The sequence below is a fragment of the Proteiniphilum propionicum genome (assembly GCF_022267555.1).
In the GTDB taxonomy this organism is placed as follows: domain Bacteria; phylum Bacteroidota; class Bacteroidia; order Bacteroidales; family Dysgonomonadaceae; genus Proteiniphilum; species Proteiniphilum propionicum.
On record NZ_CP073586.1, the window covers coordinates 2,853,273 to 2,878,582 of the forward strand.

A 25,310-nucleotide genomic window follows, 5' to 3' on the forward strand; every position below is an offset into this window, starting at 1 on the left:
AATATGTTTAAAACATAAAGTTCAACGCCTTGATAATCAAAAGGAATATTGAATTTTTGAAATCCCGGGCAGATCACGAAAAACAGACTCAGGATTTAATTCATTGGTTAGCATTGTTTTGCATTGTTTTGCATAGTTCGATTTTGAGGTGAAAAAATAATTTTGTCTCACTAAAATTTCATACCCTACAAGATAGTTTTGGTCTCTCAGGGTGGAGTACGTTTGTTCGATGATAACATGCGTTTCAAGACAACACGTTATTTACCGAAAAGTTGTACAGTTTCCCTTATTCTTGAAAACATTTTAATTATGAGTCTGCTCCGAAAGCCCCAAAACCCGATTTAAGGAGGTCGCAACTCGCTGGGAATCAGTGGTGATTTTTGTAGGATTTTCAGCAAAAAAGACTTATCGGAGGGGATTCTATTATGGAGTAGAAACATTATTTTTATACTACTGCTTTACGGGCAGATGGACAGCCATCGTCCATTATTGCACCGGGCTATTTCTACTTCTATTGCTGACTTTTTTTGCCCTTTCTTATATCTTCGGGGCGCATACCTGTTTTTTTTAGGCAAAAATCGGAGAGATGTGACACATTTGAAAACCCCAGATCATCAGCAATCTGTTTTATTGTATTATCTGAATTTTGTAGCTGGGCAATCATCTCCTCTTTTTTTATGGAAAGTATCCACTGTTTAGGGGTGATGTTGAAATTCTTCTTAAAGTGCCTTGTGAATGTTTTTATACTGTTGAACCCACACCGGGCAGCAAAATCCTCTAGTGTTTTTGAATGTTTGTAGTTGTTTAAGACTGATTCCACAAAACTGTTCTCAATGACTTGATTAAGTACATTCACTGTCATCAAGCCTCTGTTTTCTTTTTTTGATATTATCTTTTGTGTACCGTTCTCAAAGTTCAGGATACACTCTCTCACATTACCGTAAATATTGGTAGTTCTGTTTTTTTTCCTTGTAGAAGAATGATTCCTTAATACGGACTTTGTCATCATATCGCAATAATTTGTGATAAATTAAATAATCGCTATCTGTCACTTACTAATCCGCAATACCATGCTTTCTTCGCGGGTATCCACTGCATTGCGGGTTGTTGCCTGAGCGTTTGAAGCATCCTGTGCCCACTGTTGAAGTGCATGAACCGAAAATTTATACTCGTGGTTGCGATAAATGTTGTAATCTATGGGATCGGCCGGGGTATTTCGTACAGGAAGTAAAAAATCTTTTTTATAATCACTGTCAGTTATATTCTGAAATTTTTTACCTTGAAGTGTTCCTTTGGCATGGCCTTTATGATAACGAATTAAACCACTCCAGTAATGACGGACAATATGATGGGTGCCTTTGTTTTTTCCCGAGGGAACCGTAATAACATCCAAGATAGATCCATGAATTCCTTTCATAGCATTGATGAAATTAATCCCGGTTAATTTTTCGAAATCTATTCCCCCCGGACCCACTGAGTAGATCCAGTCTTCCCAGGAGGTTTCATTCCAGACGATTTTTGTACTCTCTTCTCTTGATATAGTATCAGGTAATGAAGCCTTTGCTGCTTTCACATACAGTTTGGTGGCGTTTGCAGCACTTGTTTTGTCTTGTAAAATATGTTCAGGAACATAAAAAGAGATATTTTTATCTTTCAGTGACCAATAACCACCTGTCACCTGTGGATTTAAATCATACGGTTCAATAAGTACGTAATATGTAGGATAAAAATTACTTCCAGTAGTATCGCTGTATATTTTTCTGACCTCGGTGGCAAAATTTCCTGCGTTCAATTCCAAGGGAGTCGGATCCACAAGCCCGTCACCATCGGTATCTGTATAATATGATTGGTAGCATTCATTAGCGATTTGTGCTCCGGCAATAAAATTACTATCCAGCTTATTTTTATAAATAGAATAAGCATTGTTCCCTTTACCATCGCCTGTGTACCATATTCTTGTATCCTTTGCTTCTTGCACTTCATATGCTTCAGCATCGATATTTAATAAAATACTCCCACTCCAGTCCCGGTCGTAATAGCCCAGTTTTGGGTCTTCAAGCCCGAAATCGATTTTCTGGTATGCTCCGCTATAATAGGAAGGGGGGACTGTATATGGGTTAGGATTTGGAGGTGTAGTCTGTAACCGGTTTGGTGACCAGTTATACTCCATCGGCACGTTGACCAGTCCCATTTCCAGAATAAAGATAAAGCTGGTCTCCACATTGTTAGTGGCCGGACCTCCTGTTATCGGATAATTGGATATACTGTCTATAGTTACTTTTGCCATGGTACGGTCCAGTTCAAAACCTTTCTGGTTTTCACCCGGGCCACGCATATCGGCCAGATAAGGTGATTCATATGGATGTCCGGGCGGTATATCGAACTCATCGAAGGTGGACATGATAAAAGGCGGTTCATCTGGTACCCCGCTCGTATAGGTCACCCTTAACGGGGTATTGTATGAGAGTGGTGTTTTCACCAGCGCCTCCATCTGTGCGAGTGTGGAAAGCGTATTAAGCTGCCCTGTAAGCGATGTGCCACTAACTGCATAAACATCTTCATTGAGAACGACATATACGATGCTTGGCCCAGGTTGCGTAGATACCACTATTTTGCTGAAATCGACCGTCCAGTTGTTTTCTGCTGTTGGCGGTGGATATTCTGATATGTCGAATAATTGATTGGTAACCACTTTGCCGGTAGTTTTTGAAAATACGATAATGCGTAGAGATTTGAGAGTGATTGATTCAGGCTGGTTATCCTTCACGGGAAACGTAATCTTTGAAGATCTGAAGCCGAGGTAGGTTTCGGCTGATTTACACTCATCGCAATCAGTAGGCATGTCGTAGATACAACTAACCCAAAGCGGAATTAAAACCATCAATAGAACTATAATATTTTTCATCTTATGCGATGTTTTATTTTGTTTTACTAATGATACATTATGACATGAATATTATCTCATTTTAACCATCTGCATCAACTCCGGTCTGATAGGAGTGAATAAGCCAGTCGTTTACCCATACTTCGGTCACAACGTATGTATCAATGTGCTCCTTCACCTTGAAACGAATAATAAAGTCGTGATCACATCTCAGGTTCACATTCGGGTTTTGCAACAGCAGTGTTCCCAGTAGGTCCTCATTATAGAGAACTTCCCCGGCTTCTCCAACACCTTTTATAGTAAGCCGGTCGTCATGCCCGGTCTCTAATTTAAGTGTGTTGAATTTTGCCGTAAGGGTGCTGTCGATATACGTGTACTCCGCCGGGTAATTCATAACATCGCTGTTCAGGATTACCTCTCCATTAACGGAGTAATGACCGTTTCTAATCTTGATATCCACCATAAAGTCTTCGGGATTACGAAACCCCTCAACAATTACCTCAATCCTGTTGGTATATTCCCACATGTTTATGGAAGTATGATCGTAATATGGGCCACCAATGCTTTCCGGATCGGGAAGAAAAACATAGTTGCTATTTCCTTCATAGAGCTTTTGATTCTTAAGGCCGGCTGCATATCCGCTTGTCTGCTTCAAATGTAGGAGCAGATCCCCTTTTGTGGTAATCCCCTTCTTCAGGTTCTTCTGTTCAAAACTGCCGTTGCTATTGTTATTCGCCCATGCCACAAACGAATATTTACCCGGCGATGCAAAGGGAATAAGCAGTTCATAGCTTTTAGACAGGTTTACATTTTCGGCCGGCCACTCCATATAGAATTTGTCTCCGGCATCGAAAACATAAACAGTAATATTACTGATATCTGCCGGATATAGCGTATCTGCATCACAGGGTGTTTTGGTGTAAAATTTCAGATAAACCCCCTGGGGACAATTCAGCATATCTTCGTATATCAGTGCATCGCAACCGCTTCCAGCAATGATCCCGGTGAGGAATAACATTGCTGCGACTATCCTAATGTGCAGATTTTTCTTCATAATTCAATCAATTATTTGTTTTTTGTGCGAAGAGGAAAAACAAATCTCCTCTCCGCTGATCATGCGCTATGGAACATCCCCTCTTTTTTACCATTTATATTTTTTGCAAAAAAAGTACTTTATCACGCGATAACCTTTAGAGGCATCTTACATAGCACAATTTTTAAAAGAGCACTTCTTCCTTTTATAAACCGAAAATTAATACATTGTACCCGGATCGTCTAGGTTGTATTTGTAAGTGTGGATAGTCCATGGAAGAACCTTCACCGAGACAGATAGGTATGTGTAGTCTGTCTTCAACGGATCTTCCGCATTGATAGGATTATCAGGATTACCTTCTTTATCCGGATCATCAGGATTGAGCGGATTGTTAGGCAATCCCATGCGCAGGAACTTATCTATATGGGCATGATATACCTGATTCCGTACTGTCGGAGATACTTTCGGGTTGAGATCCGATGGTGTAGATGCCAATGCATTTGGGTTGAGCCATAGAACATACTTCATTACTCCATCTATAAACTCGGTAGCTTTTTGTCCCTGAGCTATTGCCAAATCACGGGTCTTGTAGAACTTCTTGTCGTTTTCGCCCCAGAACACTGTAGCAGCTGTAGTGGGTACTTCTACTCCTCCTTCTGAATTTATGATCACCTCATTAGGGATGAACTGTGCCCGAATCTCAAAATAGGTGGTGTTTCCTTTTTTATAAGAACCCCTTGCTATATCCAGGTCAGTCACATTTACCACATGGTTCACCGGAAGCACAAATTTGCTCGTTGTTTCTGCTGCAAGAGGAGTGCTTACATTAGCAGCATCATAAGCCCATTGCGTTACAGTTGTGAAGGAGGTGAGCCCTGAATAATCGAAATTAGTATTATTAGCTGCGGCCCAGGCTGCAAAATCGGCAGGAACGAACGTGTAAACCGGATCAGGCACTGCAAAGTCAGTTCTCTTCATTATATAGAACTTTTTATTGCTTTGCCCCACGGCGTAAGATACACCCTTTACTGTCGCTATTTGCGTTTCAGTTCCGCCAATCAAGGCATTTACAGGCCAGCCGTTTCCTTCTGTTTCCTCAGGAACTACAGTCATAAAGGCACGCGAAACCACTCTTTCAACATTTACCCGAATATTGTTGTTAACACCTGTCTTTGCATCTTCTTCAGAAATATAAGGCAAAACTGTTAAGGCATATGCATCCTGGTCGTTGGTCATCATAATGGTTTCTGTTCCTTTTGTTGCCGGTGCAACAGGACTATTATACCATGCTACCTGAGAGGCTATTTTGTTAGCCTCTGCAGCAAAGGCAGTGGCAAAGTTAGCAGCAGAAGTAGCTTTTAATGTATTTAATATGTCCTCCACACCATTGATAACAACATATGCTCTAACGTTTTCGCCGGCTGTTGCTTTCAGTGCAAGGTTAGGATGCAGCACACCATTTATGTCGATCTCAGCAAATGCGCTTTTAGAGAAAAAGTTGTAATCTACCACCCCTTTTGTCTCATTAACCAGGAATACGGTAACCGTTTCCAGATTGTCGCGTCCCATCCATGTTCCGTTTTCATTATAGTCGCCAGGTAGTGCCCTTGTGGAAACTTTACCAGGGAATTTAATTGTAATACTGGCGTAGGAATCGGTTGTCTTATTTTCAACTACAGGCTGTTCATCCGCATTACAGGCCATAAATCCCAAGCCTATAACAGCAACTAAAAATAACTTAAATAGTTTCATACTCAATAAAGTTTAAAATGTTAATGGAATGTATATTTAAAAATTAAATTAAACGTAGTTATATCACTTCTGATCTCTTTGTTTCTCCAATTCTCCCAGATTGGCTGATGCCCTGTTATCACCGGCTTCTGCAGCTTTTTGGAAGTACTCTTTTGCTTTTTTCAATTCTCCGGCCTTTGCATATGCAACACCGATATTGTTCCAGCTCCTTGGATCATCCTTTACTTTTTCGAGGCGCTCAAGAGCAGCAGTACTGTTTCCACCCTCAAGGTCGGTTGCCGAACTATTGATAATGGCAATGGGATCATCAGGATAGAGCCGTGCTGCGATGTCGAACACTTGCCTGAAATCTTTACTTTCTTTCGGATATGATTCGGCAACCAGATACATTTCGTTGAGACTTAATAGCTTTGGGTTTGTTTTGATTAACTCTCTGGCCTCTCCCACTGAGAAATTTCTCACGTTAAAAGCTATGGTATAGTCGGTGCGCCGGAGCGATGGATAATATTGATCCAGCAGCATCCGATAGGTATTTCCGCCGGAGAGCTTCATTAGTACGGCATCGCGGGCATCGGGAGGAAAAACATCGTTGATAACGCGAATTATATTGCTCTTATCGTTTAATGAGGAAGCTTCCACTGCCTTGCGCAATCCCGCCCAGTCTTCACCCAAACCTTCGATCTTCTTCATCTGGTTACGCTTGATGTTGTGTGCCGATTCCAGATATTCTGCAAAAGAGTTAGCTCTTTTACCAGAAAGTGTACGGTTGTAGTCGAATCCACCTTCGGGCGAGGCATAACCCTCTATCACAAAATCTGTGATGGAGAGGTCAGTGTTCCCTTGAATCTCTTTGATCACTTTATCAACTTTATTAAATTCAGCGGCGTTATTTTTATAATTGCGCTGCAGTTCATAGCTGTTTAACTGATAATTAAACGATGCACTGTATTTTTCGCTGCGCTCCTTCACCGATTCGGGTTCCGGCACTATATAAGTGAGTTGATAGCTGGGTACATATTCTTCCGGAATGGCTTGAGCAAGGAGTAAAATCTTATCATCTTCAAGAGAGCATTCGGCACATCCGTTGTATTCGACTGCCAGAAGCAGCGAAGCATCATTCATCCAGCTTTTAAAAGGCAGCGTGTAATGATATTTGATAACCTGTTCCGATCTGTTATCTCTTTTCACAATAGCATATGGATTTAGTTTGTCAGCAGAGTTTTTTGATTGAAGTGTTATCTGTCTGTTAACAACCTTATGCCTAAGTGAACCATTGACAATTACCGGAGGAAGGGTAAAGATATTAAAATTGGTGCTATCAGAATTGGATTTCAAGACAGGGGTCACAATCATCATTTCGTTCCTTCCAATCTTTGTCTGCCCCACATTAATATTCATGTCGAGCCGGACAAGTTCACCTTGTCGATCTGCCTGCAGGTTAATAACCTTTAGTTGACTGGTATAACTCTTTTGAGCTGAAATATTATAAACAGCAGGCGCAAAACAGAGAAGTATGGATATTATGAAAAGCGACAGGTATAATTTTTTTGTTGACATTTCTCTTTTATTTTATAATGTAAATAATTGAAATAGCTCCTTTAGTTGGCCCAAAGTAGTTTTTATCAGCCTTACCCAGTGATTCACCACATTTCAAACATGGATACCTTTCATAATGGAAGCGCGCATAACCCCCGCCTGCAGTAATTTCGAGGTTCCATCTATTATTGAGCACCCACTGGTACCCGTAGCTTATTCCCGCACCATACTCATATCCCTGGTAGCGCCTTTCTTTTAGATTTTTAAAATGCCAGAAAGGAATATCCCATCCCCCAACATTATATTGGGCGCCCAAACCATGAAGCCCAAAGAAGTGGCCATTGAACTTCTCGCAGGTCCAGTACCGCAATTCACCATAAGCCAGCCAGTGTTTCAAGTATCTGTTTTCTGATATGTTAAACGGATTGAATCCTGCCGTGGCTTCTAACGTTATCTTCTTGCTGAGTGCAAACTCTAATCCTATGTTAGGGGTTGTTGTTGCTAAATAGGGTAGGTTGGTCTTGATTCCGATATTTTGAGATGTCAGCATCGTGGAGAATAATACCGTTCCTATAAATACAAAAATGAACTTGTTCATATCATCATAATTTTTTATTGCAAAATAAAGACATGTTTTAAAAATTTGTTTGTCCCTAAAATGCAACTATTATAACTTAATCGGCATTAACCTTGGTTAAATTATAACAATACGTGCATATACGACCGTTATAATATTGATAGACAGTACCTAAGAAAGTCAAAATATATTATTGAAAAAGATGTTGAAATGGGAGAAAAAGATAAATAATTGGTAAAAATTATGTAAAAACAGGGACAAAATGGGACAAATATTATCCATTATTTACTGAATTAATGTCCATATTATTACATAATGTAGATATGGGGAAGAGATTGTTCTATTGAGACAAGTATTTGTAAATAACAGACACGCATTAATCCTGGTTCTATTATTAATATGTCAGGTTTTTTTAAGCAAATATCAGGTCATGGGCATGTGGTTAATTCTTCAAATTCCACTTCTGTTACAGTTACAGATGAATCTTTTATATCTATTATTACAATACTTCGGAAATTATTTTAAAATAGTTCTTATAATTCGCTGAATATCAATCGAGTATGACGCTTTTTAGGAGTATGACATAAATTATTGACTGTCAGTATTATAAATGAAGTTTTAACGAAGCATTATTATTAATGAAACTGCATCCTTTACATCAGTTATGGTAATAGTATATTCTTTCGGCTGATTAATTAACTGCTGAGGCGGGGCATCCGCTGGAAAGAGGTGGGAGTCATTCCGAATTCCTTTTTAAAGGAACGTGAAAAATAGGCAAAATCGCTAAAGCCACAACTCAAGGCAATTTCTCCAATTGGTTTCTGTGATTGTGCAAGCATCTTTCCGGCTTTATTCAGCTTAATCTTTAATATATAGTTTGAGGTTGTCATTCCTGTGATTGCTTTTATCTTGCGGTTTAGCTGCGATGAACTAAGGCAGGCTTCGGCAGCAATTTTTTCAATGATGTTTTCGGTATTACTTGCCTCTTTGTATATTAGATCTGTAATCTGTTTAAGAAATGCCACCGAGGGATCGTTTTTTACTGTTGCATATTCCCTTTTGCTACCTGTATGTGTAATCATGATCGCATATTTGTCCCTGATCTGTTTTCTAGCATTCAATACTTGTTCTAACACTGCCAGCAATTCATCTTCATATACTGGTTTAGAGAGGAAAACATCAGCACCGCATTTGAATCCTCTTATTCGTTCTTCTTTTGAATGGAAAGCTGAAAGCAAAATAACCGGTATATGTGCGGTAACATTTGAGTCTTTTATTGCTTTACAAAAGTCGAAACCATTCATATGATACATTTTTGTGTCGGCAATAATGATATCTGGTATTATTTCATTTGCTGTTTGAATAGCACTTTCTGAATTATCGTCCGTCAGGATATGATAATTATCTCCTAATACAGATGATAGATAGTAGCTCATATTTTTGTTCCCATCAACTATTAAAACGGTAGGATTCTCTATGGTTGCCTGACGTTTTAGCAAGGAAGGGAAATTAGTGGCTTCATCGTTTTTCAATTCATTATTGTTATTATCTGAGTGTCCATTGCTTCCGCAACGTTCATTGATTATTGGAAGTATTACTCTAAAAGTTGTATCTTTTAAAGGTTCGCTCCTAACATCTATGCTGCCGTTGAACTTTTCTATAAATATTTTTGTGAAGGGTAATCCGGCACCGTTGCCGTTATTTTTTGTTTCGTTTCCTGAAATCCTGTGACTTAGTTCAAAAATATTTGTCAGATCTTCTTTTTGAATACTTTTTCCGTTATGTGAGACTGTAATAGCACAGGTCTTCTCATCCCTGTTGCAGCTTACCTGAACAGCGATCCTGTCGTTTTCATGGCAATAATTGAAAGCACTGTTTACCAGGTTGTTGATAATAAGACGTAAGAATTCAGGTTGATAATCCATAACAAGTTCTCCGGTATTACTCCGGAAGTTGTAATCAATTTTTTTACTTTTTGCAAATGCCGAGAAATTTTCACACAGATAATTTAGATATCCGATTATGTTGCCATTTACTGTTTTAGATGATTTCACTATTTCAAGTATACTTGCAGTTGACGACATCTCATCTATAAGTGTAAGCAGATCTTTTGACTGACGTGAAAGTATATCCAGATCATTCAGGCCGTTGTGTAAATTGTTTTGTTCCAGATTATTCCTTATTCGTTCAATTAATCCTGCTATAATTGTAACGGGAGTTTTAAATTCGTGTGAGAAGTTTATATAAAAGTTAGATTTCAATCTTTCCTGTTGAAGGGATGACTCTACTTTTCGTTTTCTGTGTTTAATGTATTGGAAATAGAGTAAGGCAAAGCTGAATAATACAACAGCAGAGAGCAGGATAATATAAATTGTCTTCTGCTTGTTTCTTTCTAATTTTTCAAGCTGTAGAGCCAACACTATTAATTTTTCTTCATTCAGCCCATTTTCATAATTCAACCTGTTAGTCATAATCCGGATTATATTCCGCTTGTTCCTGAAAACGTTTGCCAATGAGTCGCTCAAATTGTATGTTTCCAGAGCTGCAACCGTATTTCCCTGTTTTATGTATAGTTCCGAGAGAAGTGAGTATGCTTTTTCAAGTCCGTTAGTCAAATTCAGTTCTTTTGATACTGTTAATCCTTCCAGGATTATGGTTTCCGCTTCATGATAGTTGCCTTTTTTGATGTTAAGGCTACCAAGTGAAAAACAGGTATTTAACCAGTTCAACCTGTCAGTTGACCAATATAATGAGTTGTATGCACTTTCAAAGTACACCGTTGCGCTTTCATAATCTCCCTTAAGCATATAAATGTTGCCAATGCGTTCAAAACAATAGTTCATTCCAGATAGTGAATTTGCTTTGATATAGTAAGACAATGAGAGATCGAAAAAATAGAAGGCAGAATCGTAGTCCAATTTGTTTTCATATGCTGACCCGATACTTGCCAGATTTTCAGCTTCTCCTATAATATTATTGTTCTTTTTATCTATCTGATGTGCTTCTTGCAGAAAAGCCATAGCTTCATCTGGCTGATTCATTTTTAAGTATATATTTCCCAGTCCGTTAAGTGTTTTCGCCTTCTCTTGTTTTATTTTTTCATTATCGTTGTTCTGCAGTTTATTTAACAATGCCAATGCTTCATAGTAGTGTGCAGATGATTCATTCAGGTCATCTATTTTAAAATAATTGTATGCCAGCATGTTTAATGCTTCTAGCTCACTGATTGAGTAATGCCCTTTTTTTGCAACATCGAGGTACTGTTCGTGATATTGCGTTGCTTTCAGAAAATTGTAATTATTGAAATAGTAGACCCCTAGTTGTTTATAGGTTTTCATCTCCGCATACTGATCACCGATTGACTGAGATAATTTAAGGTAACTGGTAAGAGCAACTGTATCTTTGGAAATTCGGGACACAAGTGAATCAATTACATTTTGATTCTTTTCTCTGTTTAAATTGTTACGGGTTAATTCCATATCTCCGTTAATTCCCTGGTTACATGCCAGAAAAGCAAAAGATACCATCATAATTAACCATTTATGGATATCCCGGTTAAATGTAAATATTCTCCGCGACATAGGAAATTTGCTGTTAATCCGTATTTCTATCTGATATAAAACATTAATAATGTAATATAACGGACTGGAATATGCATAAAACAGACACCTCTGTTTATTTTAAAAAAAATGTCATAGTTAGGTTTTAATAACTAATAATGTGTCGCAAATATGCATTAAATGTTCCGTAAATATAGTAAAGTTAAATGAAAAAGAGATATGAAATTATTTAATTTCACTTTTTTTTTACCACAAAAATAAAAAAAATACTATTTCCTATTTTTCTTGAAGAAAACGGACTTCTGCTTAAAGAGGTTAATGGATGTATTTCAGTATTATATGATTTAATGTGCCTTTTTGGCATTGTGGATATGGCGTACTCTGAATTTTTCACGAAAATATTTACATTTCAGGTGAATCAGATTCTTGGTACGCGATAATATCAACATCGGAAAATTTAACATAACGGATATATTCTCTAAACTGATGAGGTGTCATTCCTGTCTCTTTACGGAATGAATCGAAAAATACGGATTTGGTATTAAAGCCTACTTCAGATGCAATTTTTTCGAGATTATATTCACTTCTTTGATCGTTTTCATCTTTGAAAATCTTGATTGTTTCCAAAATCCGGTATTTATTGATAATCTCAGTGAATTTTAATCCTCTGGAGTTTATAGCTCTGGAGAGGTAACTACGGTTTGTACCTATCTCCCTTGCAGCCATGTTTAAATCGAGTTCAGGTTGCAGATATTTTTTATCTTTCTCAAGCCAGGTCTTGAAATCACTGAACAACAAGGACTCTTTCTGTTCGGCTGATAGCTGTGAAATGCTGTCTTTATTGATTATTTGATGCTGTTGGTTGATGATTTCATCCATTTTTTGAATCTGATTCACATGGGTTAGATTTTTTCTCACTAACAACAACAAAGCTTGACTCAATCGTTTTCTCATATTGGAGAACAGAATAAAAACAAAACTAACCAATAATAATAAGGTGAACGTGGCATAGAACAAGAGACGATTCCTTTTTTTATCGCTTTGGAGTATGTCTATCTTGCGGATTGCCCGTTCCAGTTCCAATTGCGTTTCGATAAAATTTATTGTTTCGGTAGTGGATAAACGATTATATTTTTCCAGATTGACTTGTGCCGAATCCAGATAATTACTTGCTTTTAATGGATCGGTCGTAATGAATGCACTAAAAAGTTCCTTGTAGGCATCATATTTTAAGTTGTCGAGCACATCGTTGTCAATGATTTCTATTGCATGTTTAGCACAGTCGGTCGCTTTTTTATGATTGTTTAGAATATTGTAAACTGAAGCCAGGTTAATATATGCTTCTGCCTGGCGTCTTTTCGCACCAAAGTAATCATCACCTATCTGAATCACTCGCTCGAAGGATGCTATTGCAGCGGTGTAGTTTCCCTGAAAACTTTCAATGGTTCCCAGATGATTGAAAATGGATGCCCGCATTTGCTTGTCTTGTGTAAAATCTGCAGTCTCCATAGCCTGTTTTACATAATATTTAGCTGTATCTATACTGTTATAACTCAAATATGTTTTTACACCTATTACGTAGAGATAAAAAAGTTCATCTCTATCGTTATATTCTTTCAATGTTATCTCAGCTTCTTTGATTTTTTCCACCGCATCGGTGAAAGCTCCTAATTGAGCGTAAAGACTTGCCAGAAACTTTAGATTCACGGCTGCACTTTTGTGTAATCCTGATTCACGATAATGTTCACCGGATCTATAAAACATACTAATTGCATGATCATATTGCTCATAGTATGTCATAATCCTTGCCATCATACGCTCTGTGAGAGCTTGAGCTCTGAGGTCATAAGTATTGCTTTCAAGAACACCTGCAGCTACCTGGAAAGCTTTTTGGTAATGTCCGGATCGAAATTTAATTAAGCCCAGAATACAGTTGTAATAGTAGAGGTCGCGCTGTTGTAATGGCTCTGGACAGACTTCTTGTAACACAACTTTTGCACTGTCGATATTACCTGTTTCACAAAGAGATGCGGCCTTGAAGATAGTTTTAACATAACGGATGTTTTCAGGTAGTGATACGGTTTCAGGATTGTCTAGTATTTTCAATACACTTTCGTATTCATTTTCAATAAAAAAAAGATCAATAGCTCTCTCTAATTGAGCAGGATAGCCGGTTTCTGATTTTTGCCTACAAGTTACAAACAATAATAAAACTTCAATCAATAAAATTGAAATTGCTGTTGTTTTTATGTATTTGTCAACAGACATGCCTCGATAATTGGTTAATTGGTTTATATTTAATTACTTGCTCTTTTAGTTCTTGTTCCCAGACTTTAATGATAAGTGCAATAATTATCTTTATTTTGTCAAATATATTAAATTTTAAATATAACTACAAATAATTGACCATTTAGTTCTGAGTTCAATACTAAGTTCAAGATAGAAGTGCAAAAGATTTGATTACATTACACTTCTTATCTTAATTGTTTTTTTCCAAAATCCCCTTTCAAAAGTGCTTAAGGGGTTTTGAAAAAAACAATTAGTCAATCAGCAACATAAAAAAATAAAAAAGGAGACCGAAGTCTCCCTAAAATTAACTATTATGTTGCTTATGAAAAAATACAAACAGTTAACTTCAGAACAAAGATATGCTATTTATTTAGGCTTACAAAACGGAACAAGCAAGTCTGAAATAGCCAAGCAGATAAAGGTAAATATTTCTACGGTTTATAGGGAATTAAGCCGTAACAAAAACAAAACTGGAGGCTACTCATGGCGTTTGGCACAAGAGATGGCCCAAGAGCGCAAAGAACGTTTACCGGGCAATAGATCGACATCGGAGTGGATTAAACAGAAAATAATCCGTCTCATTCGCAAAGATTGGTCGCCCAAACAAATCAGCGGATATCTCGCAAAATATGATCAAATATCGATCTCTCACGAGACTATTTATCAATGGATCAGGCAAGATAAGAAATCGGGAGGAAACCTTTACAAGCACTGCCGCCACAAGCTCAAATACAGAAAAAGACCCGTAGGTTCTGCCACTAACATACCCAACAGAAAAAGTATTCGCCAAAGGCCAAAAGAGGCCGACGGAAGCCGGTTTGGAGATTTTGAAATGGACACCATAATAGGAAACGGACAAAAGGAAATAATACTGACAATGACAGAAAGAAATACAAACTTTATAATGATGAGAAAACTGCCTATGGGCAAAGACTCTAAGCAGGTTTGCAAGGAAGTCATTGCTATGTTGCTGCCTTATAAGGACAAACTGAAAACCATTACAACAGATAACGGATCCGAGTTTGCAGCACACGAACTGATAACAAAAAAGTTGAAAGTACCGGTATATTTCACTGATCCTTATTCATCGTGGCAAAAAGGAGCTGTTGAAAATGCCAATAAATTAATCCGGCAATACATCCCAAAAGGAGCAACATTTAAAGATTATTCTGATGAGAAAGTAAAAGAAATACAGCATAAACTAAACAGAAGACCAAGAGAAAAATTAGACTTTAGCAATCCTAAAATAGAGTTTTACAAAAATTATTACTAAATTGCACTTGCTGGTTGACTCTAGGAATGCGTTTTTTTGTGAGACATGCTTTGTAAAGAATAAAATAATTTCTACCTTTGCACTCGCAAATACAAATTATTAATTTCAATAGAACTACTAAATGGCAACAAAACTACGTTTACAGAGGAGAGGGCGCAAAAATCATCCCTTTTACCAGATTATTGTTGCAGATAGCAGAGCACCACGAGATGGAAAGTATATTGAGAGGATAGGTTCATACAATCCGAACACAAATCCTGCTACGATCACTTTAGATTTCGACAGAGCTTTGTATTGGCTGCAGACAGGCGCACAACCTTCAGATACTGTGCGAAACATTTTATCACGCGAAGGGGTATTAATGAAAAAACACCTATTGGGAGGTGTTGCAAAAGGAGCTTTTGACGAAGCAGAAGCAGAGAAAAGATTCAATGCATGGAAAAATTCTAAAATAGAAGCTGCTCAGACGATCAAAAATAAAGAAGAAGAGAAAAAACGTGCTGAAGAAAAAATCCGCCTTGATGCCGAAAAAGAGATAAACAAGGCTAAAGCTGATGCTTTAGCAAAGAAGAGAGCAGAAGAGGACGCTGCAAATGCTCCTGTAGCTGAGGAATCGGCAGAAGCAGTAGATACAGTCGCTCCTAATGTTAAAGAAGTGTCGGCTCCAGCAGAAGAACCCAAGGCTGAGAAACTTGTTAAAGAAGATACTCTCAAATCAGCTGAAGAGTCCAAGGAAGCTGAACAGGCTTCAGATAATAAGAAATAGGGAATTGCTTATTAAAAAAATGAAACATACTCAAATAAAAAACCCGGTGCATCCGTACCGGGATTTTTATTTTCAGTAATCTATTAAATACTCAATACTTCGCGTTGAATGTTTTTTTAACCTTACAATCAGAAAAAAGTGTTTAGCTTCGCTCAGGTTTATTCTACAGATATTTAATGTATTACGAATAGATTTGGAGCTATTTCCCGGACTGTTTTCTCTTCATCCCGGCTAAAAATATTATATTTCAAGACAATAGTACCGCCGATTGAGTGAATAATAATTTATAGTTACATTGAGAATATAGGAAAGTCCCATTGAATAATATAGAATCATTCTAAAAAAAGACATGCATCTATAATCCTTTATGTAAAATAGTTACAATGTTTTTTATGAGAAATATGTAATATATTGTAAGTAAATTATTAAGATGTTTGTGTGATTTCAGATGCTTGTTATTATATATTTGTGATGACATTAAAATTACAGCAATATGTACACACAAAAATTAGAAGTAAGGATTGAAAAAAAATATCAGTTCAAAGATAACATTGTGATCGATATCAATGAAATGCCTTATCCGACGGCAATCTTTATTCCTTCGGTTAAGGAGGTGATATTAAACAATCTTGCATATAAAATACTTGGGATGGAAGTGTCCGAATTGTTTGATCTGGCCGCATGGAGAAGGATAAACCCTTATTTGGAGGATGAGGTAAAAAAGATTAATAAAGACGTTATCATTGATCAGAAGATACACGTTGTATTATTTAATGGCAAGCATGAGATTATGAATTATTCGCTGAAACGGATTTATGATAACAAGTTTGGAAATATTTGCATTATCCATTTCTCCAAAGCTTCAGAAAAATACTCGGTGGCTTCAATATCGTCGCTCTATTCAATAAAGGATGAAGTGGCGAAATTGAAACCCTATCTTAACCGGACCGGGAAAATGATGCATGAGGCTACCATGAGAAAGTATTTTAGAGAGGGGAACAATCTGAAACTGACGTTGAACGATTTGGTTTATTATGAAAAAGAGTTGAGGATCATTCAAAAAGCATACCCTTCGCTGTCCAATCGTGAAGTAATTCTTTGCGGATTGCTTGTAAACGATATGGACAGCAAGGATATAGCCTCAATCACCAACAGGACACCTGATTCGGTGTTTGTAACTATTCATCGCATCAACAAGAAGCTTGATTTACTCAACAAAAAACAGTTGGTAGATAAGTTGAAAGAACTTTTGAATTCGACAGGTAAAAATCAGCCTGTTACCACTTAGGAGGGTGGCCTCTAAACTAATTAATAGTTCTGTGGCCCTTAAGAATATAGGTATTGCAGTATGGTGTTATATCGTCTTCAAACTGTATTTCAAAACTGATACTGTCGGGAGTGACAATTTTTCCGTTAGCAATCTTAATTCCTATTCCTTCTTCGCACTGTTCGCAGTTTGATTGTCTCGTCTGAAAGGTACCATCTTTCTCATTCAACAAAGCCTTTACACTAAAATTCCAGAACTTCATTTCAGAATCCTGAATGGTGATGGAGTCGTTATTTGATGAGTTATCCTTAAAAGTTATTACCCTGAAGGGGCCAAATACTGATACGGTATCGATGTATGCAGTTATTTCCCATTGACCTGTAGCTGAAAATGAAGGCTCGGGGAGTGATATCCTTTCCACTTCGTTTTCGCATGCTGCTAGTAGAGTGAAAGCAATAAATCCAAATAAATATATTATTTTTTTCATACTGTTTTGCTGTTTTTTTATTAGATAATTTTGAAATGAACTTACAGTTATACACTGGCTGTTGCCATGTCATGATGTATATGTTTATCCATATGGCTTGTTTATTTAATGTATATTGTTTTTAAGTTCGCTTTTTCGCCATTCCTTACAAGTATATAATATTTTCCTGTAGTGGGCCTGTATGGGAGCACGTTATGAAAACGGTTTATCTTTTTTTGATAGGCAACATTACCAGTGTTGTCATAAACAGTAGCTGTTGCAGTCTTTAATATTCGTCCTGTAATATTGATACAAATCCGGTTAAAACTGTCAAGATAGATTATTATAGAGGGATGGTTTATTATATCAGGCAGCTGAAAACCCAGTTGTTCTGTTTCTCCAGTCTGAGCAGTTTCTCCGGTTCCGCCAGTTTGGTCAGTTCCGCCGGTTTGGTCAGTTCCGCCAGTTTCTCCGGTTCCCCCGGTTTTATCATCAGGAATAACTACTGTTCCTCCCCCTGGATTCGGATCTGTAGGAGTGGTTGATGATATGGCTCTTCCGATGATTTTATCGGGTAGAATTGATTCATTTATGCTTGAATCATACCTGTTGGTCTCTTTGCCGGAAACTGGTTCCATGTTTGTCGCAATCCACCAGTTATTCACATAACCATCCTTATTAGTGTAATTGATGCTGTTGTTTGCAGCTGTGATATTATATGATGCTCCTAAATTCCCGTACCAATTACACATAGTCATTCCCACATTGGTAAAGTAATTTCGTGTACCATACACTTTATTGTTTCTCAGGGTCATATTGTTGCCTCCTGAAATAGCAATTCCGTACTGCCCAGGGTTTACCAATACATTATCTTCGGCAATCTGATAAGAGCCGCCAATGTCACCAAGATTGATTCCTCCACCCGAACCTGAAGGGCCTCCGCCTCTAATCCAGTTTCCTCTGACCACAATAGGGCTTTCGGCAGTGCCGTTCGACTGGTTTATGTTGATGAGGTCTTCGGGAGAACTGTCCCCGGGAAAGTTCTCGCACACATTGTAACTAATGCTGCTGCCCGCACCCGATACCTGAATAAATTGAGCCATCACTCCAAACTCATCGGAACCCTTTAATTTTCCAAGTATGTTTGTAAGATCGTTGTACTCAAATTTAATTTCCTGAGAGGTAGATGCCAGCATTCCCGACTGCACGTTTTCAAACGTATTATCGATGATGGTCACATTTTTGCACATCCATAAATAGATGCCTCTTTTCAGCGGGCTTGGCCCCAGCTTGCAATTTCTGATAGTTACATTTTCGCAATTATATAAGGCAATGCAGATTTCGCTGGCGCTCGAAATTTCCAATCCTTCAATTACGAAATTACTTTTGCCGATATATTTTATCGGCGCCGATTTGGTGTAATTCCCGGTATAACGGGATCCTTGCCCATAAGAATTGTGCAATGGAAAGGCAATGCATATCATAGCAAAGATGATATGACAGAGAGTGGAGTTTAGTTTCATTTAAAAAAAAAATTAATGATTAGGCGTTCATCCATGGCAGCTTAATCGATAAAATTATGGAGTGGTGGAATAAATTAAACGTTAGCTGTTGCATGATGATTGTTTTACAAATATAGTCGATTTTATTTATACTATCATGTTAAAAAACAATCAAATATATGATCATTTTATTGAAATTAAAAAGAATTAATTTGAGTTAACCACCACACTGAGATTATTTATAATTATTATAAATAGAGATCATTATCAAAGATAATCTCATAAACAATTTTCCAATATTCTTAACTTATAATGTAATATTATGTAAGTAAAAAATAGAAAGAATTGAGAAAATGCAGGTATAATTTTGCTACACTTAACTATTTAAGTTAAGTAAAATATTGTAACAGCATAACAATATCTGTAAAATATATCGTTTTTAAATTAATATATGGGTGATAAATGTAAAAATAATTAAAGCGCACTTAATAATAAAAAGATTCAGTTTCTTCTTTATTATTACATTTTTTACCATTTAATGTTCTCAGGTGAATGATATTTGCTTTTCAGTGTTGGATATTCCAGAAACAAAAAAATATTATTTATCAACTTATCAGGTATGCAGGATGTGATATTTATTTTTACGTAAATTTAGTAAGTCAAGATGGTTAACTGCATATTTATACGGGTTATTAAATATTATGTTGCTATTACGATATTATCAGAGGTTATTCATTAAAAACAAATGAGATGCTGATAGAGGTTTCAAAAGAGGAATACAGAAAACATTTCTCTACAGACTCAAGTCCTTTTATCACAGAACAGTTTGTAGAACTGGTAGAAAACAAACAGGACAAGATTCTCCGGTTGATGAAGGATGATAATCCTTCTATTGGCTTGTTGGCCGGCACAAAAGATGGGATTATGCGATCTCCTTTTTCAGCCCCGTTTGGCGGGTTCCATTATAAGTATGAGCATATGTTGCTGCGTGTGGTCTATGTATTCATTTCTGAGCTGAAGGATTATATTTCTAAAAATGGGCTCAAACAGCTATATATTACACTTCCCCCGAATCTATATCAGGCCAGTATGAACGCCAAATTGGTGAACGCGTTTATTAGCCTGGGATTCACGATGGAAACGCCAGATATAAACAACTGGATTAATTTAAAAGAGTTCAATGGAGAATGGGTGAAAAGTGTGGTGCTGCAGAACTATAGAAAAGCTATGAAACATGGCCTGACATGGTGTGAGGTTTCTTGCAGGAGTGAGATGGAGGAGGCCTACAGAGTTATCAGGAGAAATCGGGAAGAAAAGGGGCGCGATATTTATATGACCCTTGACGATCTGTTGAAAGTTAAAGAAATTTTTCCGGTAGAATTCTTCATTATCAGGGACAAGAACGCCAAATGCGTAGGAGCCGGGATATTCTACCGAGGACATGAAAATATTGTTCAATGTATTTTCCTGGGTGATGATATGGAAAACAGAAGCTTAGGCGTCATGAACCTGATGTATATTAATTGCTACAATTACTATAAAAAACTGGGTTTCGATTATATTGATATGGGTGCCTCGAGCCTGAGAGGAGAACCAAATTCAGGTTTGATTAGGTTCAAGGAACTACACAATTGTGTTACATCGCTCCGCTATACGTTTACATGGAAATCGTAACAATTAAGAGGGGTATGTAATCATGAAGATTCTGCCCGGAAAATCATTATCTGTGCAGAAGCACATTCCAGAAGCTTTCCGGAAGCATTATATTGGATATATCTGCGGCACGGGAAAAAAGAGGCGCGATTTCTGAATCACGGAAACCTGCAATGCCGCAGCCTACACGTGTCACAAGAAAAGTAAGTTCGGGATTTGCAATAGCGAAATCGATAAACTCTTCAACATAGGGCTTTATCTCTTCAGTACCACCGTGCATAGTAGGTATTCCGTATGATTGTCCCTGTAATCCAGTACCTTTTCCCCAGACAGCGCCAAACTTCTTATAGGCAGTCAAGGCAGCCCCCCCACGGTGATTCCCTTCTAAATTGCTGCCATATACAAATATCTCATTTTCCTTCAAATCGGAAATGTATCCCGGTGTAGTTCTTTTGTTAAACAGTAAATTATTCATTTCATCGATTTTTAAATTTAAAACGTAAACAGGAGTTCCATCGTGATCTTGTTAGAATCCATCTCTCTGTTTTTTGCGAATATATCCATGCTGTTATTCACGAAATACCATTCGTAATCTAATCTAAGCAAGGAAGAATATCGTTTGTTGTTATATCCGAACCCCAGTCCCGCAGTCAAACGGTTCACATCCCATCCGCTCTTATCAGAACTTTCATCAATGCCATCCCAGCGAATGGCAGGTTTTATAAACTCGAACATTTTTGTCTTGACAGGAAAGAGATATGCACCCTGCACATAATATGATAGCATATTGTTGTGATATTCTGTCTTACTCTTTCTTTTCATGATTTCCGTCTCAATCTTCCACCTGTCACCTTTGTAACGAAAGTCAGCTCCGTAAAAGACAAAATGGGTGGAATCGCTTTTCGGATAGTTATAAATTTTGGCTGTTACACGCGCACCCTGCATTTTTCCCAGCTCAACGCGTCCTCCGTAAGCCATATCTTCTTTCCAAACAGGATTATTTATTGTATTTCCATTGAACATTCCGAACTCCAATTTGGCGGGAACTGTACCAAGCAAAAGATTATATTTAGCCATAACCCCTAGATCTCTGGTGCTAAGGAAATATTTCCCCAAAAACGCCCGGTTGGCGAACATCATTTCACCAGGGCTTACAACATATGAGTTAAACAATGGTATGCTTGTCTGTCCTAAGGTAAGAGAGAGCCCGTTAACCGGCATTAAAGTACCACTAAGATCCAGCACACTGAACTTCCCTTCGTTACTGAGCTCTACCTGAACCTTGTATGCAGAGTAGGTATTAATGTTTCCCGAAACGCCTATGCGTGAGTTCCGTACCGAAAAACGATACATACCTGTCTCAGATGCATATTCGAATTTATTTTTTAATGTTCCGTCCACTTTGAAGTTCGGATATAATATACTGTCTGATTCTTGCGCACTCAAACAAAATGTTAATGTGCCAATTGACAATATTGTAAACAGAAGATTACGCATGATTATAAAATAATATTTTCTATCGATTAAAGTAATTATATTGCTGATTCGTTTTTCAACATCATCTCTTTTATGCCTAAACCCCAGTGATATCCACCCAGGCTTTTGTCTGAACTTATTACCCGGTGACATGGGATAATGTATGAAATAGGATTCTCTTTCACTGCAGAGCCAACAGCCCGAAAAGCCTTGGGGTTACCTGTATTTTCCGCGATAATTTTGTAGGTAGTTGTTTCCCCGTATGGGATATTAAGCAGCTCTTCCCATACTCTCAGCTGAAAACTGGTTCCTTTTATATGTAGGGGAAGGAAGTCGTCGGCAACTTTACCGTCAATAAGGGAAAGAGCTGTATCGTGTACTTTCTCGCTCTCTTTTATGTGAATGGCTGCGGAGTATCTTTTTTTTAGTTCGTACTCCATATTTTTCTCGTTGCCAAAGGCTATATAACAGATACCGGTATTGGTAGAAGCAATAAGAACTTTACCGTACAACGAATAATAAATATTATACTTTATTTTAATTCTGTTTTCCTCATGTGGTGACATTACGGTAATATACAGAATATTATTATTTCTATCTTGTTGGCTCATCTCAGGTTATATTATTTGTAATCAGCAACGCAGATAAGTATGTACAATTTATAAAGCATACATTAATTGGATAAAAACTGTTCAAAACCATCGGAATATTTTATGCCGAAGGTGCTGTCCTGCTTTTCGTAAATGAAATAGTAGTACAGCCCGGGAAGTTTACTGGCTACTTCAATCGATCTCTCCATTCCCATTGCCATGAAGGCTGTCGCATATGCATCGGCAGTCATGCAGTCATCGGCAATAACTGTAGCCCCAAGAATATCCAGTTGTGAGGGATATCCCGTTTGTGGATCTATGGTGTGTGCATATTTTTTCCCATCTTTTATATAGTAATTACGGTAATTGCCCGATGTTGCCATTGATTTGTTGCATAGTGACAGAATTACCTGCAGGTCGTGCTGAATACCTGTAAAATCGTCAATTGGCTTATCCACTCCAATTCGCCAGCACTCACCCTTCTCGTTCACTCCTTTTGCAGTAATCTCTCCGCCAATCTCAACCATGTAGTTATCAATTCCGTAACTCTCCAGTAGGTCTGCTATCACATCACATGCATATCCTTTGGCAATGGCAGATGCATTTATCTGTACTCTGGGATCGCTTTTCAAAATGTATCCATCACTGTCTATGCTTATTTTTTCGTAACCTACAAAGCTTTTGAGGCTGTCGATAATTTCAGGTGTTACACTGTCGATATTCTTAAATCCGAAACCCCATGCATTGATAAGCGGTGATACGGTGATATCAAATTTTCCTCCGGTATTTCGTGAAACCTCTTCCGATTTCAGGAATACGTTCAAGAAAAAAGAGTCGGGTTTCACCTGCTCATTACGATTTACTTTTGATATTATTGAGCTATCTTTAAAAGGATTTAATGACATATCGAACTTGTGGAGTTCGGCCACAATCTCCTCTTTAAGTGAATGGCTGTATGAATATTTTATATTATAGCCGGTTGTGAAGATCTCTCCTTGATCATGATGATATGTATAATTCTCTTTTTTATTCACTGAATTACATGACAGGACCAGTGAAACTAAAACCAAAGAAAGTGTATTTATATATTGAACTCTCATCTGTTTGGTTATTTTCATCATTCACACAATTAAAATATTAATGAACAGTCTTAAATTCTAAATCGACTTTTTGCAGGTGACTTTTTTCTTATTCTTAAAATTCTTCTTCAATCCGGTAATAGTTCCTTTCGGGCGAATTCCTTGAAATTAGCTCACCCAAAAATCCCGCCAGAAAGAGAAGCGTTCCCAGTATCATCATTGTTAGAGAGATATAGAAATATGGCGACTCGGTAACCAGGCGGTAAGGGTTCCCATGGTGCATGTCGTACAGTTTCATTGAACCTACGAGAATGGTTGCGATGAAACCGATAAAGAACATCACGCTTCCCCACAACCCGAAGAAGTGCATTGGCTTTTTCCCGAACCTGTTAAGGAACCATAAAGTCATTAGGTCGAGGTAACCATTAACGAACCTGTCGGCACCGAATTTACTCCTTCCATATTTACGTGCCTGGTGGTGTACTGCCATTTCACCGATTTTAGTATATCCTGCATTCTTGGCCAGTACCGGGATATAGCGATGCATATCGTTATACACCTCTATGCTTTTTGCCAGTGATTTGCTATAAGCTTTTAATCCGCAATTAAAATCGTGAAGTTTTATTCCTGACACTTTTCTGGCTGTTGCGTTAAACAATTTGGACGGCAGGTTCTTTGTCAGTTTATCGTCGTACCTCTTTTTTTTCCATCCTGAAACCAGATCGTAGCCATCTTCCCTGATCATACGGTAAAGCTCCGGTATTTCATCTGGACTATCCTGAAGATCGGCATCCATTGTGATGATAACATCGCCTTCTGCTTTTTGAAAAGCACAATGCAGTGCTGGCGATTTGCCATAATTCCGTCTAAACTTTATTGCTTTTACCATATTGGAGCCGTTCTTCAGCTTTTTTATGATCTCCCAGGAGCCATCAGTGCTTCCATCGTCTACAAAAATAATTTCGTATGAAAAACCATTCTCCTGCATAACACGTTTTATCCAGTCGTGCAGCTCTTGAAGCGAGTCTTCTTCGTTAAATAACGGTATTACAACTGATATATCCATCGATTTGAAAAAACATTAAATATTTTACAGTTTTTTTAAACGCATCGCCGTGGGAACTACAATAAGAGAGAGAATGAAACCCAGGAAAACATCCGCCAGGATTACATTGCTTATGATATAAGAAAATATTGATGGGAGGGGTTGCTCTGCCAGGCGTGATGCGAAGGATTTACCTATATTTATTGTCTGAGCCATCTCTATCATTTTCTCATAAAGATTCGATATATAAGCAGGTTCGATCCATTTAACATGAATGAACACTACAAGAGATTCGAGTATGGAGGCGAAAAAAAACAACAATATTGAAAATTGAACCCCATGCCAGAAACTCATTTTGTTCTGCATTAAACAAGTATTGTATTTTACAAGAAAATAAAACAGCAACAGGGGAGTGCCAAAACTCAGTATCGAACCAATTGTGTTGAATATCCGATAGCTATTCCCTGCAATTACAAACAGGTATTTAAAAACCCAGAATAACCCAAGGTAAATACCTGCATACGTAGTATAATTCAACAATTGATTTCTGTTCTCTTCCATT

The 25,310-nt window shown here is 37.7% G+C and carries 20 protein-coding genes; 4 read left to right on the forward strand and 16 right to left on the reverse strand.

Annotated elements, in window-relative coordinates:
• Nucleotides 1-511 precede the first annotated feature (511 nt).
• From KDN43_RS11780 to KDN43_RS11815, 8 genes are all read right to left on the reverse strand, one after another.
• Nucleotides 512-1,009 (reverse strand): helix-turn-helix domain-containing protein, encoded by a 498-nt coding sequence (locus KDN43_RS11780; RefSeq protein ID WP_238866362.1) that lies wholly within the window; start codon nt 1,007-1,009, stop codon nt 512-514.
• Between the two features lie 39 nt (nt 1,010-1,048).
• Nucleotides 1,049-2,905 (reverse strand): hypothetical protein, encoded by a 1,857-nt coding sequence (locus tag KDN43_RS11785; protein WP_238866364.1) that lies wholly within the window; start codon nt 2,903-2,905, stop codon nt 1,049-1,051.
• 61 nt (nt 2,906-2,966) lie between these two features.
• Nucleotides 2,967-3,938, reverse strand: coding sequence for a FimB/Mfa2 family fimbrial subunit (locus KDN43_RS11790; RefSeq protein WP_238866366.1), 972 nt, complete (start codon nt 3,936-3,938; stop codon nt 2,967-2,969).
• A 198-nt stretch (nt 3,939-4,136) separates the two neighbouring features.
• Complete coding sequence (locus KDN43_RS11795) at nt 4,137-5,669, reverse strand: Mfa1 family fimbria major subunit (protein ID WP_238866367.1); 1,533 nt, start codon at nt 5,667-5,669, stop codon at nt 4,137-4,139.
• 63 nt (nt 5,670-5,732) lie between these two features.
• Complete coding sequence (locus KDN43_RS11800) at nt 5,733-7,226, reverse strand: DUF3868 domain-containing protein (RefSeq protein WP_238866368.1); 1,494 nt, start codon at nt 7,224-7,226, stop codon at nt 5,733-5,735.
• Nucleotides 7,227-7,233: 7 nt separating this feature from the next.
• The gene (locus KDN43_RS11805; protein WP_238866369.1) at nt 7,234-7,803 is read right to left on the reverse strand and encodes a DUF3575 domain-containing protein; all 570 of its coding nucleotides are present in this window, start codon (nt 7,801-7,803) and stop codon (nt 7,234-7,236) included.
• A gap of 674 nt (nt 7,804-8,477) precedes the next feature.
• Entirely contained in the window at nt 8,478-11,312 is a 2,835-nt protein-coding gene (locus tag KDN43_RS11810) for a helix-turn-helix domain-containing protein (RefSeq protein ID WP_238866370.1), read from the reverse strand.
• 432 nt (nt 11,313-11,744) lie between these two features.
• Nucleotides 11,745-13,547, reverse strand: coding sequence for a tetratricopeptide repeat protein (locus KDN43_RS11815; RefSeq protein WP_238866371.1), 1,803 nt, complete (start codon nt 13,545-13,547; stop codon nt 11,745-11,747).
• A 406-nt stretch (nt 13,548-13,953) separates the two neighbouring features.
• Between KDN43_RS11815 and KDN43_RS11820 the strand changes: the two genes are divergently transcribed.
• From KDN43_RS11820 to KDN43_RS11830, 3 genes are all read left to right on the forward strand, one after another.
• Nucleotides 13,954-14,904, forward strand: a complete 951-nt coding sequence (locus tag KDN43_RS11820; RefSeq protein WP_238866016.1) for an IS30 family transposase — start codon at nt 13,954-13,956, stop codon at nt 14,902-14,904.
• A gap of 121 nt (nt 14,905-15,025) precedes the next feature.
• Nucleotides 15,026-15,670 (forward strand): 30S ribosomal protein S16, encoded by a 645-nt coding sequence (locus tag KDN43_RS11825; RefSeq protein ID WP_238866372.1) that lies wholly within the window; start codon nt 15,026-15,028, stop codon nt 15,668-15,670.
• A 493-nt stretch (nt 15,671-16,163) separates the two neighbouring features.
• The gene (locus tag KDN43_RS11830; protein ID WP_238866373.1) at nt 16,164-16,958 is read left to right on the forward strand and encodes a helix-turn-helix transcriptional regulator; all 795 of its coding nucleotides are present in this window, start codon (nt 16,164-16,166) and stop codon (nt 16,956-16,958) included.
• Between the two features lie 16 nt (nt 16,959-16,974).
• On the opposite strand, the gene KDN43_RS11835 is transcribed toward KDN43_RS11830, so the two are convergent.
• Nucleotides 16,975-17,424, reverse strand: a complete 450-nt coding sequence (locus tag KDN43_RS11835; protein WP_238866375.1) for a lipid-binding protein — start codon at nt 17,422-17,424, stop codon at nt 16,975-16,977.
• Between the two features lie 101 nt (nt 17,425-17,525).
• Entirely contained in the window at nt 17,526-18,926 is a 1,401-nt protein-coding gene (locus KDN43_RS11840) for a right-handed parallel beta-helix repeat-containing protein (RefSeq protein WP_238866378.1), read from the reverse strand.
• Nucleotides 18,927-19,655: 729 nt separating this feature from the next.
• On the opposite strand from KDN43_RS11840, the gene KDN43_RS11845 reads away from it, so the two are divergent.
• Nucleotides 19,656-20,579, forward strand: a complete 924-nt coding sequence (locus KDN43_RS11845) for a hypothetical protein (RefSeq protein WP_238866379.1) — start codon at nt 19,656-19,658, stop codon at nt 20,577-20,579.
• Between the two features lie 46 nt (nt 20,580-20,625).
• Here KDN43_RS11845 and KDN43_RS11850 read toward each other — a convergent pair whose 3' ends face one another.
• The 6 genes from KDN43_RS11850 to KDN43_RS11875 form a co-directional block, all read right to left on the reverse strand.
• Entirely contained in the window at nt 20,626-21,033 is a 408-nt protein-coding gene (locus KDN43_RS11850; protein ID WP_238866382.1) for an A1S_2505 family phage non-structural protein, read from the reverse strand.
• 17 nt (nt 21,034-21,050) lie between these two features.
• A complete protein-coding gene (locus KDN43_RS11855) occupies nt 21,051-22,004 on the reverse strand; it encodes a hypothetical protein (protein ID WP_238866383.1) in 954 nt (317 codons plus the stop codon).
• 86 nt (nt 22,005-22,090) lie between these two features.
• The gene (locus KDN43_RS11860) at nt 22,091-22,645 is read right to left on the reverse strand and encodes a methylated-DNA--[protein]-cysteine S-methyltransferase (protein WP_238866384.1); all 555 of its coding nucleotides are present in this window, start codon (nt 22,643-22,645) and stop codon (nt 22,091-22,093) included.
• A gap of 62 nt (nt 22,646-22,707) precedes the next feature.
• Nucleotides 22,708-23,724, reverse strand: coding sequence for an FAD:protein FMN transferase (locus tag KDN43_RS11865; protein WP_238866386.1), 1,017 nt, complete (start codon nt 23,722-23,724; stop codon nt 22,708-22,710).
• A 94-nt stretch (nt 23,725-23,818) separates the two neighbouring features.
• Complete coding sequence (locus KDN43_RS11870) at nt 23,819-24,769, reverse strand: glycosyltransferase family 2 protein (RefSeq protein WP_238866387.1); 951 nt, start codon at nt 24,767-24,769, stop codon at nt 23,819-23,821.
• A 24-nt stretch (nt 24,770-24,793) separates the two neighbouring features.
• Nucleotides 24,794-25,309 carry a DUF4199 domain-containing protein gene (locus KDN43_RS11875; RefSeq protein WP_238866389.1) on the reverse strand — a complete coding sequence of 172 codons (516 nt, stop codon included), beginning with the start codon at nt 25,307-25,309 and terminating at the stop codon, nt 24,794-24,796.
• Nucleotide 25,310: the final 1 nt, after the last annotated feature.